Annotated in this window: 14 protein-coding genes; 11 read left to right on the top strand and 3 right to left on the bottom strand. The window is 32.9% G+C overall.

Annotation, left to right across the window (positions count from 1 at the left end; translation table 11 throughout):
- Nucleotides 1–9: 9 nt before the first annotated feature.
- From mltG to dapF, 3 genes are read right to left on the bottom strand one after another with little or no spacing between them, the layout of a single operon-like run.
- A complete protein-coding gene (mltG, locus tag V1468_RS09585) occupies nucleotides 10–1053 on the bottom strand; it encodes an endolytic transglycosylase MltG (protein WP_331810026.1) in 1044 nt (347 codons plus the stop codon).
- A 3-nt stretch (nucleotides 1054–1056) separates the two neighbouring features.
- The gene (locus V1468_RS09580) at nucleotides 1057–1581 is read right to left on the bottom strand and encodes a GNAT family N-acetyltransferase (protein WP_331810025.1); all 525 of its coding nucleotides are present in this window, start codon (nucleotides 1579–1581) and stop codon (nucleotides 1057–1059) included.
- Complete coding sequence (gene dapF / locus V1468_RS09575; RefSeq protein WP_331810024.1) at nucleotides 1575–2354, bottom strand: diaminopimelate epimerase; 780 nt, start codon at nucleotides 2352–2354, stop codon at nucleotides 1575–1577. The genes V1468_RS09580 and dapF overlap by 7 nt, the downstream gene beginning before the upstream one ends.
- 150 nt (nucleotides 2355–2504) lie before the next feature.
- Between dapF and V1468_RS09570 the strand changes: the two genes are divergently transcribed.
- The 11 genes from V1468_RS09570 to V1468_RS09520 all read left to right on the top strand — a co-directional run bounded on the left by V1468_RS09570 (nucleotide 2505) and on the right by V1468_RS09520 (nucleotide 13521).
- Nucleotides 2505–3911, top strand: a complete 1407-nt coding sequence (locus V1468_RS09570; protein WP_331810023.1) for a S1C family serine protease — start codon at nucleotides 2505–2507, stop codon at nucleotides 3909–3911.
- Between the two features lie 137 nt (nucleotides 3912–4048).
- The gene (locus V1468_RS09565; protein WP_331810022.1) at nucleotides 4049–5497 is read left to right on the top strand and encodes a glyceraldehyde-3-phosphate dehydrogenase; all 1449 of its coding nucleotides are present in this window, start codon (nucleotides 4049–4051) and stop codon (nucleotides 5495–5497) included.
- 204 nt (nucleotides 5498–5701) lie between these two features.
- Nucleotides 5702–6328, top strand: coding sequence for a tRNA (guanine-N1)-methyltransferase (locus V1468_RS09560; protein ID WP_278006720.1), 627 nt, complete (start codon nucleotides 5702–5704; stop codon nucleotides 6326–6328).
- A gap of 103 nt (nucleotides 6329–6431) precedes the next feature.
- Nucleotides 6432–7052 carry a hypothetical protein gene (locus V1468_RS09555; protein WP_331810021.1) on the top strand — a complete coding sequence of 207 codons (621 nt, stop codon included), beginning with the start codon at nucleotides 6432–6434 and terminating at the stop codon, nucleotides 7050–7052.
- A gap of 82 nt (nucleotides 7053–7134) precedes the next feature.
- Nucleotides 7135–7812, top strand: a complete 678-nt coding sequence (trmD, locus tag V1468_RS09550) for a tRNA (guanosine(37)-N1)-methyltransferase TrmD (RefSeq protein ID WP_331810020.1) — start codon at nucleotides 7135–7137, stop codon at nucleotides 7810–7812.
- A gap of 128 nt (nucleotides 7813–7940) precedes the next feature.
- A complete protein-coding gene (rplS, locus tag V1468_RS09545) occupies nucleotides 7941–8291 on the top strand; it encodes a 50S ribosomal protein L19 (RefSeq protein WP_076616552.1) in 351 nt (116 codons plus the stop codon).
- A 684-nt stretch (nucleotides 8292–8975) separates the two neighbouring features.
- Nucleotides 8976–9461 (top strand): hypothetical protein, encoded by a 486-nt coding sequence (locus tag V1468_RS09540; protein WP_331810019.1) that lies wholly within the window; start codon nucleotides 8976–8978, stop codon nucleotides 9459–9461.
- Nucleotides 9458–10030, top strand: a complete 573-nt coding sequence (locus tag V1468_RS09535; RefSeq protein ID WP_331810018.1) for a pentapeptide repeat-containing protein — start codon at nucleotides 9458–9460, stop codon at nucleotides 10028–10030. The genes V1468_RS09540 and V1468_RS09535 overlap by 4 nt, the downstream gene beginning before the upstream one ends.
- 151 nt (nucleotides 10031–10181) lie before the next feature.
- Nucleotides 10182–12401 carry an NADP-dependent isocitrate dehydrogenase gene (locus tag V1468_RS09530; RefSeq protein ID WP_331810017.1) on the top strand — a complete coding sequence of 740 codons (2220 nt, stop codon included), beginning with the start codon at nucleotides 10182–10184 and terminating at the stop codon, nucleotides 12399–12401.
- 81 nt (nucleotides 12402–12482) lie between these two features.
- Nucleotides 12483–13307: an N-acetylmuramic acid 6-phosphate etherase gene (gene murQ / locus V1468_RS09525; protein WP_331810016.1), complete on the top strand. Its 825-nt coding sequence runs from the start codon at nucleotides 12483–12485 to the stop codon at nucleotides 13305–13307.
- A complete protein-coding gene (locus tag V1468_RS09520) occupies nucleotides 13282–13521 on the top strand; it encodes a DUF6095 family protein (protein WP_331810015.1) in 240 nt (79 codons plus the stop codon). The genes murQ and V1468_RS09520 overlap by 26 nt, the downstream gene beginning before the upstream one ends.
- The last annotated feature ends 84 nt before the right edge of the window (nucleotides 13522–13605 follow it).

Raw genomic sequence — 13605 nt, 5'->3', positions numbered from 1 at the left:
ACCCTAACCTTATCTATTAATTCCTTGCGAAGATAAATACCTTTGATATTCTTTAGCATTATTATTATGCTGCGCCAAAGTTTTGGCAAACTTATGATAACCTAAACGTTTTGCATCTGCAGCAAAATATAGATAGTTGTGTTTTTCTGGGTTTAAAACAGCCCTTATTGCAGACAAATCTGGCATTGCAATAAGTCCTGGAGGCAAACCTAAATTCTTATATGTATTGTAAGGAGAGTCTATTTCTTTATGAATATTTAAAACTCGTCTTATCACTGTATTCTTATATTTTGGCAGTTGATAAGCTGCAAATTTTAAGGTTGGGTCTGCTTGCAATGGCATACCAATTCGTAATCTATTGAGATAAACTCCAGCAACTCTTGGCTGTTCATCGGCTTGTTTAGATTCTTCGTGAACAATAGAAGCCAAGGTCATTACTTCATTTGGAGATAAGTTTAATTGCCTTGCTTGTTCTAGTCTAGATTCGTTCCAAAAACGATTGTATCTGGCTAACATTTTATCTCTAAAACCCTCAGCAGACGTATTCCAAAAAAACTCGTAGGTATCTGGCAAATACATACCTAATGCGGTTGCTTTTCTAAAACCATGCTTCTCTAAGAAGTCTTCATCTGTCATAGCATTTAACAATGAAACACTATCAGCTTCAATTTGCTTGCTAATTCTTCCTGCTAAATCTTCAAGACTATGCTGATTATTGAAAGCTATTTTTACGGGAAGGTTTTTGCTTCGGATAGAATTAATAATCTCGTTATTATTCATTCCTTTAGAAATAGCAAATCGACCTGCTTTTATGTTGGATATATACTTTTTTTGTTCAGCAAGCGCATCAAAGGAATCCATGTCATCTAGCAAAGGCTCTAATTGCTGTCTTACCTGAATATAATTAGCGTTGGTTGGTATAAATACGTAAGCTGTTTCATTTTGAAATTTTGTATTTGGTTGAAACATGGCACCATAAATATAGTATGCTATACCACCAAAAATTAATAAACCCATTATGGCTACTGCCCAAAGTATCTTTTTTATATACATATATTAATTGTTAATTCGCTGTAACATATACTCGTTTGAAAATTTTTGACCATCAAAACTCCAGTCCTTTTTTAAACCTATTTTTTTGAAACCATTGTTTTCAAACAGCGCTAAACTTGCTGCATTAGTTTCTGAAATATTAGCATAAACCTGATGCAAATGAAGCGTTTTAAAACAATAATTTACCAACAAGTTTAAAGCTTCTTTGCCATAACCCTTATATCGATTGGATTGGTCTTTTATTAAAATACCAATACCTGCACGCTTGTTTTTAATATCAAAATCAAACACATCTATTAAGCCAATTGCTCCATCATCAGTAGTACAAATAACTAAGCGCAATTGTTTAGCTTCAAAAATATCTTGCTGCGCGTTTTCTAGGTATTGCTTTATTAAAAATCGAGAATAAGGTGTTTGTGTATCGCTTAGTACCCATAGTGAAGTATCGTTTTCTATTTCATAGATAAAATCGAGATCCTCAGGTTCTAAAGCGCGCAAAAAAATGTGTTCACCTTTTAAACTTACCATTCTATTTCACCTTTAAAAACTTGTTCTGCAGGACCAATTAACCAAATATCATTATAGCCTTCAGGACTTTTACTAAAGTGCACTTTAAGTTCTCCTCCTTCAACTTTAAGCTCAACTTCATTTCTTGTAGTCTTTTTATTATGATGCATAGCTAGTGCTACAGCTGTGACACCAGTACCGCAAGACAAGGTCTCATCCTCTACTCCTCGCTCATAAGTTCTAACAGCAAATCGGTTATCTGCCAATTGCTCAACAAAATTAACATTACTTCCTACTTCATTATAAGGCTCACCATATCTAATTGCCGACCCTTTAGACTTAACATTCAATGTTTTACTATTAGATACCATTTCTACATGATGTGGAGACCCAGTATCCAGAAATAAATGATTGTCATAAACTTCAATCGTTTCTACATCTTGCATATGTAAATGCACAATACCATCTTTAACTTTAGCCTTGTGCAAACCATCTATCGCTAAAAATTCGGTTTCATTTTCAATAATACCAAGAAACTTTGCAAAAGCTACAATACAGCGACCACCATTACCACACATAGTACTTTCATTACCATCCGAATTGTAGTAAACCATCTTAAAATCAGAAGAATTGTCATTTTCTAATAGTATAAACCCATCTGCCCCAATGCCAAAACGTCTGTCACACAATTCTGAAATACGTTTGGTATTGTTTTTGTCTATTTTTTGTAAACGATTATCTACAATAATAAAATCGTTACCTGTACCTTGATATTTATAAAAAGTCATAGTCATAATTCTACGCAAATATAAGAATTAAAGACTGTAACTAGCGATGTTAAAAGGCAGTTAAAGTTGGCGTTAAATAGTCGTTAAAATGAAAATTAAAATTCAATATATATATAAATTTAAACGTTAAAAAGAAAACTTAAATCCTGAAAAATTATGAAGAAGATCCTATCATTAGTTGGTGTTTCGGTATTAGGTGGTCTGCTAACCCTTGGTGGTTATAAGCTTTTTATTGAAAAACAACAACCAGAGCAGTTAGCTGTAGAGCAAGTTTCTGACTTACCTGTATACGTACCCACAAACACAACACTTAACAATTCTGCTGAAATAACTCCAAACTTTGTTGAAGCAGCAGAAAAATCTTTAGATGCAGTAGTGCACGTAAAAAACACTGCTATTGTTTCTGCACCTATAACAATGGGTGATTACTTCTTTGGAAGATCTCAACCTCGTGCGCAAGTTGGTACAGGTAGCGGTGTTATTATTTCTCCAACAGGCTACATTGTTACTAACAACCACGTCATTCAAAATGCTAACGAAATTAGCATCACTCTAAACAATAACAAAACTTACATGGCAGAACTGGTTGGTACAGATGAAGCCACAGACATTGCTCTCATAAAAATTGAAGCAGATGAGGATTTACCATTTTTAGCCTTTGGAGACTCAGATAGTGCTAAAATTGGTGAATGGGTTTTAGCCGTTGGTAATCCGTTTAATCTCAACTCTACTGTAACTGCTGGTATTATTAGTGCAAAATCGAGAGACTTAAGTGGTAGAAATACGCAATCTTTTATTCAAACCGATGCGGCAGTAAATCCAGGTAATTCTGGTGGTGCCTTAGTAAATACTAATGGAGATTTAATCGGTATTAATACCGCAATATCATCGCGAGATGGATCTTATATTGGGTATTCGTTCGCTGTACCTAGTAATATTGCTCGTAAAATTGTTAATGATATCATGGAGTACGGAAATGTACAAAATGGTATACTTGGTGTTGTCGGCAGTGCTTTAAATAGTCAAACAGCAGAACAAATAGGTACTGATATGACAGAAGGTTTCTACGTTAGTGATGTTACAGAAGATACAGGTGCTGAAAAAGCAGGAATTAAATCTGGAGATATCATAAAGAAAATTGATAATGTTGAAATTAATAAGTTCTCAGATTTAGCAGGCTACTTAAAAACAAAAAGTCCAAACGACGAAGTTATTGTAACCATAGTGAGAGACGGTAATGAAGAAATTGTACCAGTTACACTTTTAAAACCTTCCCAAACCGTAATAGAAACCATTGGTATGGTAAAAAATGCTACAAAATCAGATTTAAAAAAATATGACACTGACTATGGTCTAAAAATATATGAATTTGATGAGCGCTACGAAGCCTATTGGAATAGAGAAGGTATAGAGGAAGGAAGCCTCGTTACACGTATTAACGGTAAAAAACTATACTCAGTAGATGATGCTCAAAATGCTATTAAAACAAGAAATATGAATGAGCCTCTTCAAATTGAAGTTATAAATAAGCAAGGTGAAAAAGTAGTCTACAACTTTAGATAAAAAAATTTAAAAATAGATTAAAGCCACCCTTCAAAGTACAATTCTTTGAAGGGTTTTTATTTTCGGTAAAAAGTGCTACGAAAACGTTTGAAATATGTATTTTTGCGCAAAATCTAAAAACACTAAACCAATAAAAAATGGGTTTTAACGACACTTACGAAAAAGAGTTAGCGTTTCAGGCAGACCGTCGCAGAGCTACGGTCGAATTTATTAAAACAGTAAGCGACCTTTGGTACGATAATTCCATTGAGCTTGTTTTATTCAGAAACCAATTAATTGACAGAAAAGTGAGCGAAATTTTAAACTTGCACGAATATGCAGGCGAATTTGTTCAGAAACCGATTTCAATCTTTGACTCTGTAGAAATTGCTCAGGCTATTAAAAAATTAAATTTACCTCCTGCTAAATTAGACATTGGTAAATTAACGTACGAGTATCACTTAGAAGATCAGAAGTATGATAATGCCACTGCTTTTGTTGCTGCTAAATTAAAAGATGCAAATAACTCTAAGGAGTTAGAACCTAAAGATGTTATTCTTTATGGTTTTGGTAGAATCGGTAGATTAGTAGCACGTGAGTTAATGACACGTACTGGTAAGGGTAATCAACTGCGATTAAGAGCTATTGTAACTCGCGGTGAGGTTAACAAAACTGTATTAGAAAAACGCGCATCGTTATTAAGAAACGATTCTGTACACGGAGATTTCTCTGGTATGGTTGGTGTTGATGCAAAAAACAGCGCGCTTATTATAAATGGTACAACAGTTAATATTATTTCTGCTAATGCACCAGAAGATATAGATTATACAAAATATGGTATAAACAATGCTTTAGTAATTGATAATACTGGAGCATTTAGAGATGATAAAGCTTTAGGGAGACATTTAAAATCTAAAGGTGTAGAAAAAGTTCTTTTAACAGCGCCAGGAAAAGGAGTACCTAATATTGTGCATGGAGTTAACCACTTAGAACATAATCCTGATGAAGTTAAAATTTTCTCTGCCGCTTCTTGTACTACTAACGCCATTACACCTGTTTTAAAAGCTGTTGAAGATTCTTTTGGTGTAAAATCTGGTCACTTAGAGACCATTCATGCTTACACGAATGACCAAAATTTAGTAGATAACTTTCACAAAAAATACAGACGTGGTAGAGCTGCTGGTCTTAACATGGTAATTACAGAAACTGGTGCTGGTAAAGCAGTAAGTAAAGCATTACCATCACTAGAAGGCAAATTAACATCTAATGCTATTAGAGTACCTGTACCAAATGGTTCTTTAGCAATTCTTAATTTAGAATTAGAAAAAGAAACTTCTGTAGACAGCATGAATACAATCATGAAAAAATACGCGCTTGAAGGTGATTTAGTTGAGCAAATTAAATACGAAATGAGTGACGAACTTGTTTCTAGTGATATTGTTGGAAGCTCGGCACCATCAATCTACGATAGTAAAGCAACCATTGTAAGAGCAGATGGTAAAAATGTTGTCTTATACATTTGGTACGACAATGAGTATGGTTATAGCCATCAAGTTATTAGACTTGCAAAATATGTTTCTAAAGTAAGACGCTATACTTATTATTAGAATCTTTTGAAAAGGGAAAAAGAAAAAATCTTGTCGTTTGGCAAGATTTTTTTGTTTTAAAAACATCCAAAGCAACACTAAGTGCGTATATGAACTGTTGAGTAGAATTGATGATGTATTTGTTTTACAAATTATTGAAACTAATGCCCATAAAATCATTATCTTGGCACCTAATTAATCGAACACAACCAAAACAATTACAATATGAAGTTTTTAGCTAAAGTCGCTGTAATTCTTATAGTTACCTTTAACCTACAAACCTTAATCGCACAAACTCAGCAAGATGATGCTGATGAACAATACTCATTAAGCAGTGGTAATATTGATAGTCAATTTGAGTATGTTTTTAGAAAATCTGGAAACTTTAAAGGTACAAACGGGCAACCTTACGAAGCTGTAAAACAAGCTTGGTTATTAAAACTAAAAGCCAATGTTTTAGATTCGCTTAAAACAACTTACAAAGATTTAGCTAATTCTGAAGCTACAGTTGCCAACCAAGTTAAAGAAATAGACGATCTTAAAGCAAAACTTGGTAACACACAGACCACCTTAAACGAAACCAACGAAGAAAAAAACAACATGGCATTATTAGGTATGCAAACCAGCAAAACCAATTATAATGTTATTATGTGGACGATTATTGCTGCTCTTACTGCATTATTGTTGTTCTTTATATACAAGTTTAAAAACAGCAACTCATTAACCAAAGAAGCAAAACACAAACTTGAAGAAGTAGAAACAGAGTTTGAAGAACACAGACGCACTGCGCTAGAACGCGAACAAAAAGTAAGACGTCAACTTCAAGATGAGATTAATAAAAACAAGGCTTAATAATTACCTTTTATAAATATTGAAAATCCGCAATACTAATTGCGGATTTTTTGTTTATTGATTTTTAATGATTTACATTTACTAATGTTTGTTGCAACTAGGTATGGGAAAGAAAAAAGAAAAGAAAAAAAAGAGTAAAGTTGAGTTTAACGATCGAGAATCTTTCAAGCAGCAAAAACCATCAAAGCTACCTCTTTATTTATCAATTCTTGCAATTTTAATAAGTTTTGGACAGTTAGTGTTTACAGTTCCAATTGTTTTGAAATATTTTGATAGAGTTGAAATTGAAGCCAAAGAACTTGGAATAGCTAAACCTATCAATGAAGATTTTATTAAATCATCCTTCATAATTAGAAATACAGGAAATAATACGGCCGAAAATGTAGAGCTACATTTACGAATTCTTGATGATGACAATGTTGTATTCATTCCTGACGTATTTAGATTGGTTAAAGATGATAATAGAGATGGGATTACGAAAAACTTAATTTATAAATGTGATGAGTTAGTTCCAGGAGAACATGTTAGAATCTCTGTTTTTTCTAATTTTGTGGATTATCTAAAAATCAATAATATTGATACACTATATTTCAATAAACCCATTAAAAGACCTGAATTCAACTTTGGACCTTACATTAGTGGTTTAAAACATTCTTTGAATAAAGTTAAAGTTGAGGAGAAAGACTCTCTATATTTAAAAGAAATTAGGTATTTGAATCAATAGATTGAATTTTTATAATTTGGATATCCCTTCACAATCAAAATCTCTTAATTAAACCTACCTTTGCACACAATTTAGAAAGACCATGCGCATAGATATCATCACCGTTTTACCAGAACTTTTAAAAAGTCCGTTTGAAGCTTCAATACTTAAACGTGCCATAGAAGCAAATTTGGTAGAAGTTCATTTTCATAACCTTAGAGATTATACCACAGACAACTATAAATCTGTAGACGATTACCAATTTGGTGGTGGAGCAGGTATGGTAATGATGATAGAGCCAATAGATAAATGTATTTCTGGTTTACAAGCAGAGCGTAACTATGACGAAATCATATATATGACCCCAGATGGTGAGTGTCTTAACCAAAGTATAGCCAACCAAGTATCGCTAAAAGAAAACATCATCATACTTTGTGGTCATTATAAAGGTGTAGACCAACGTGTGCGCGATAAATTTATCACCAGAGAAATCTCTATCGGAGATTATGTGTTGTCTGGTGGCGAATTAGGTGCAGCTGTGCTGTGCGATGCGGTTATTAGATTAATACCAGGTGTTTTGGGCAATGAGACTTCTGCCCTGACCGATTCGTTTCAAGATAATCTGTTAGCACCACCAATTTATACAAGACCGAGAGACTATAAAGGAATGAAAGTCCCTGAAGTATTGTTTAGTGGTAACTTTGGTAAAATAGAAAAATGGCGAGAAGAGCAAGCCTACCAACGTACCAAAGAAAGACGACCAGATTTACTGGAAGAATAATCTTCTTAAAATTATTAATTATTAATTGCCAATTACCAATTAATAATTATCTTTGCACCCACTTTTGGATTAACCTCTGGCGAAAACCGTGAATGTTGATTTGAAACAACCATTATAAAAGAGAAAACATGGATTCTTTAGTAAAATTTGTACAAGACGAATTTGTAACCAAAAAAGACTTACCAGAATTTAGTGCTGGTGATACTATCACAGTATACTACGAAATTAAGGAAGGCAGTAAAACACGTACACAGTTCTTTAAAGGTGTTGTATTACAACGTAAAGGAAGTGGAGCTTCAGAAACATTTACAATCCGTAAGATGTCTGGTACGATTGGTGTAGAGCGTATCTTCCCAATTAACTTACCAGCTTTGCAAAAAATTGAAGTGAACAAGCGTGGTAAAGTACGTAGAGCACGTATATTCTACTTTAGAGGTCTTACTGGTAAAAAAGCAAGAATTAAAGAAGTTAGAAGATAATCTAACACACATAACATTAAAAAAGCCTTCATTACTGAAGGCTTTTTTAGTTATTAACTTTTGTTAATAACTACAGTTTATAAATTGTGTACATCTAAATTGTTAAAAAATTTGCTTATTCGAAATATAAGCATATTTTAGCTAAACAATCAACAACAAACAGTGTTTGGTTTTAAAAGAAATTTTAGATTTATGTTAATTGTTTAAAGTAACGTTCTTTAAAATTAATAAGATTGTTTTTTGAGGGTAGCGAACCGCTTGTGTAGGCAAGTGTTGGGTAGTTAACCATGAAGCTTAAGTTTTATAATATGCTTGCAGATTAGAAAGCGTAAGTGGAAAGTTTTGAAAAAGTAACGGAATCGAAAGTGAACGCGAAAAGGATGAGCAATGTTTTTGGACGTGTAGGACACGCAAGTGAAGAACAAAGAAGAAATCATCAAGAAAAACAAGTCTTATGAAGCTTAGTAGTATCAGGTCAATACATTTTGAAAGGTATGAAACGTTTCATTTGAAGTAGGAACACTTGAACTGAAAAAGATGATGATGAAAATCATACAGCTGAGTTAGTGAAAGCTAAATAGGTCACGTTAGTACTGTTTCAAAAAGAAGCCATGTCAGAACAGTTTTACTGTAGTGATATGGCTTTTTGTTTTTCTACTCATTTTTATTCACTATTTTAGTTAGATGAAATTTATACTAGTATTCATATTCTGCTTTTTAAGTTTTTTAAGCTATGCTCAAATCGATACTTTAAGCATTCTACACAAAAATATATGGACACCCAAAAAGCATATTTATACACATTGGCTAGAAAGAGACACTATCAATCTTAAGTCTCTTAAGTATTATAAAAAAATTGAAGACTCTATATTTAAGAAAGAAGATTTAAGTCAAGAAGATATTAATGATTTAATAGCATCTGTTAGGTTTGAAAATGAGAAAATTAAATTTGATTCTATAAATAATCTAAAACATATTCTATATATGTCTTGCCCTGTTGGTGCAACTATGTATAATTTAAAAAGTTTAAAATATAAGAATGGTCAAGTTGATCTCAATTATTCTGTTAGAAATTGGAGCCAGAATGAAAAAACAAAACATTATTCTTTCAATTATAAAGTTATAATATGGAATGATGATGAGATTCTTTTAAGCAGAATTAAAATATGAACTTACAAAGCATATCTGACCAAAACTTCAGTAATAAAGACTACACCACTAACCTACTTCCAAAAGCAGAATACAGCTATTGCACCTTTACAAACTGTAATTTTGAAAATTCAGACATTTCAAACAACGTCTTTTTAGAATGTGAATTTGTGGATTGTAACTTTAGCAATGTCAATGTAAAGCATACTACATTTAATGATGTAAGTTTTAAATCTTGTAAGCTCGTTGGTATTAATTTTAAAGATTGTAGTGAATTTCTACTAAACTTCAGCTTTAGTAATTGTAATCTTAATCTTAGTTCTTTTTCTGATATGAATATCAACAAAACACGTTTTACAGATTGTAAACTACATCAAGTAGATTTTACATATACAGAAGCAAAAGAATCCGAGTTTACCCAGTGCGATTTATTCAACACAATTTTTAATAACACTAACCTCGAAAAAGCGGATTTTTCGACAGCGTTTAATTTCAATATCAATCCTGCTGAAAACAATCTTAAAGGTACTCAGTTTTCAAAGAATAATATTGAAGGACTTTTAAATACCTTCAAAATAAAAATTAAATAAAAAATCCATCCAATTTAGTATTCCTCCCAAGAAATTCCCAAAATTTACCATCAATTACTAGCAATCTCGCAATCGCTAAACCCTATCTATTTTGTATATTTGCACAGCTTAAAAATAAGCTTAAGCATATTCACATTATATTTAACAACCTATGACCAAAATAGCAAAGATTGTTTACACAAAAACAGACGAAGCGCCAGCTTTAGCAACACGTTCTTTTTTACCAATAGTTCAATCATTTACCAAATCTTCAGGTATAACTATTGAAACAAAAGACATCTCATTAGCAGCAAGAATTTTAGCTGTATTTCCAGATTTTTTAACAGAAGAACAAAAGGTAGCAGATGCACTTACAGAACTAGGAGAATTAGCAAAAAAACCAGAAGCTAATATTATTAAATTACCTAATATTAGTGCTTCAGTTCCTCAATTAGAGGCTGCTATTGAAGAACTTCAAGCTAAGGGGTATAACCTTCCAAACTATCCAGACGAACCAAAAAATGATACTGAAAAAGAAATCAAGGCTCGTTACGACAAAGTAAAAGGTAGCGCTGTAAATCCAGTATTAAGAGAAGGAAACTCAGACAGACGTGCACCAAAAGCTGTTAAGAATTATGCTAAGAAAAACCCACATAGTATGGGAGCTTGGTCAGCAGATTCTAAAACGCATGTGGCAACAATGAGTGAAGGAGATTTTGCTCATAATGAGAAATCTTACACTACTCCTGCTGCAACTACTGTTAAAATAGTTCATACAGACACAGAAGGCAATACTACTGTATTAAAAGATAACTTAGCATTACAAGCCGAAGAAATTATCGACGCTACGGTAATGAGTAAAAAAGCGCTTTTAGCTTTCTTAGAAAGAGAAATAAAAGATGCCAAAGCACAAGGCGTATTAATGTCTTTGCACATGAAAGCTACCATGATGAAGGTTTCTGACCCTATCATTTTTGGTCATGCTGTAAGAACATATTTCAAACCTGTTTTTGAAAAACATGCTGATACTTTTAAAGAAATTGGTGTTGACGTAAATAATGGTTTTGGAAACTTAATAGAAAACCTTGAAGAATTGCCAGAAGTAAAACGTAAAGAAATCCAAGCTGATATTGATACTGCTTTTAGCGAAGGTCCGGATTTGGCTATGGTAAATTCAGATAAAGGTATAACCAACTTACACGTACCAAGCGACGTTATTATTGATGCTTCTATGCCTGCAATGATTCGTACTTCTGGCCAAATGTGGAACAAAGATGGTAAACAACAAGACACAAAAGCTATCATTCCAGATAGTAGTTATGCTGGTGTTTATACAGCTACAATAGACTTCTGTAAAAAGCATGGTGCTTTTGATCCGACAACCATGGGAACTGTTCCAAATGTTGGTCTTATGGCTCAAAAAGCGGAAGAATATGGTTCTCATGATAAAACCTTTGAAATAATATCAAACGGAAAGGTTGAAGTTATTGACGCTAACGGAACTGTTTTAACAGGCCATAACGTTGAAACTGGTGATATTTGGAGAATGTGCCAGGTTAAAGATGCGCCTGTACAAGATTGGATTAAATTAGCAGTTACAAGAGCAAGAGCATCGCAAACACCTGCTGTGTTTTGGTTAAATGAAAAAAGGGCTCATGATGCAGAATTAATCAAAAAGGTAAATAAATATCTTCCTAATCACAATACTGAAGGTCTAGACATTAGAATTCTTGCACCTATTGAAGCTACTAACTTTACGTTAGAACGTATCAAAGAAGGTAAGGATACAATCTCAGTAACCGGAAATGTTTTAAGAGATTACCTTACAGATTTATTCCCAATTTTAGAATTAGGAACTAGTGCAAAAATGCTATCTATTGTACCTCTAATGAATGGTGGAGGTTTATTTGAAACTGGCGCTGGTGGATCTGCACCAAAGCACGTACAACAGTTTGTAGAAGAAAATCACTTAAGATGGGATTCTCTTGGAGAATTTTTAGCACTTGCTGTTTCTTTAGATCATTTTGCTGAAGTTAATGACAATACTAAGGCACGTGTGTTAGGTGAAGCTTTAGATGAAGCAACAGAAAAGCTGTTAGAAAATAAAAAAGGTCCTTCTCGTAAAGTAAACGAACTAGACAACAGAGGTAGTCACTTCTATTTAGCGTTATATTGGGCTGAAGCTTTAGCTAATCAAACTAAAGATAATTCTTTAAAAGAAGAGTTTTCTACAATTTTTAATGCACTTTCGTCAAAAGAAGAGCAAATCGTAGCTGAACTTATAGATTGTCAAGGAAGCCCTGTAGAAATTGAAGGATACTATTTCCCTAATGAAACTCTAACAAGCAATGCGATGAGACCTAGTAAAACACTCAATTCCATATTAAGTTAAACTTAAAAATGAGCTTCATTGAAAAATGAAGCTTTTTTTATACTTTTAGTTTATATAATTTCTTTTGAAAACTAACAGCAAATGTCATTTATAAAAACAACAGAACAAGATTCATTATACAATGACTTAGAAAAAATGTCTGTAAAAGAAATAGTTTCTAATATAAATATTGAAGATAAAACTGTACCGTTAGCTGTAGAAAAGGCAATACCTCAAATAGAAGCTCTTATTAATCAAGTTATCGCTAAATTAAAAATAGGTGGAAGACTATTTTATATTGGAGCAGGAACAAGTGGTAGATTAGGTATTTTAGACGCATCAGAGTGTCCTCCTACTTTTGGAGTATCTCACGACATAATTATTGGTTTAATTGCAGGAGGTGACACAGCTATAAGAAAAGCTGTAGAAAATGCTGAAGATTCTACAACACAAGGTTGGGAAGACTTAAAATCATTTAATATATCTAAAAAAGATATTGTTATAGGAATCGCAGCATCAGGAACTACGCCTTATGTTATTAGTGCTTTAAAAAAATGTAATCAAGAAAACATCACTACAGGTTGTATAACTTGTAATAAAAATAGTCCTTTAAGTATAGAAGCACTGTATCCTGTTGAAGTAGTGGTTGGTCCTGAATTTCTCACAGGAAGCTCAAGAATGAAAGCAGGAACCGCTCAAAAACTAGTTTTAAACATGATTACCACCACTTCTATGATACACTTAGGAAAGGTAAAAGGAAATAAGATGGTAGACATGCAACTAAGTAACGATAAATTAGTGAAAAGAGGTGTAAGAATGATTATGGATGAATTGAGTATATCTAAAGAAGAGGCAAGCAAACTACTAAACACACATAAAAGCGTAAGAAAAAGCATAAATCATGGAAGAACAAAGCAGAACAGATAAGAACATTTTAAGAAAAGGGATAAAACGATTAGTAATCTGCTTGGTATTAATGTTCCTTGGCCCCACACTTGTACACTTAACTCTTAGTAATGATGACAAGCCTTTATATATCCCTCTTTTAATTGTTTCTATACTTCTTTGCATTTTAGCAATAGTAATGCTATTTATTGGACTAAACACAATAATGGATAGTATGTTTAAAAGAAATAATTAGCTTACCAAAGAAATAATAAACAACAAAAAAACCCTTACTATTAACTAGTAAGGGTTTTCAAAAAAGGCGGCGACCTACTCTTCC

Source organism: Winogradskyella poriferorum, from assembly GCF_036553625.1.
Lineage (GTDB): Bacteria > Bacteroidota > Bacteroidia > Flavobacteriales > Flavobacteriaceae > Winogradskyella > Winogradskyella poriferorum.
This window is presented reverse-complemented; position numbering and strand designations above follow the sequence as displayed.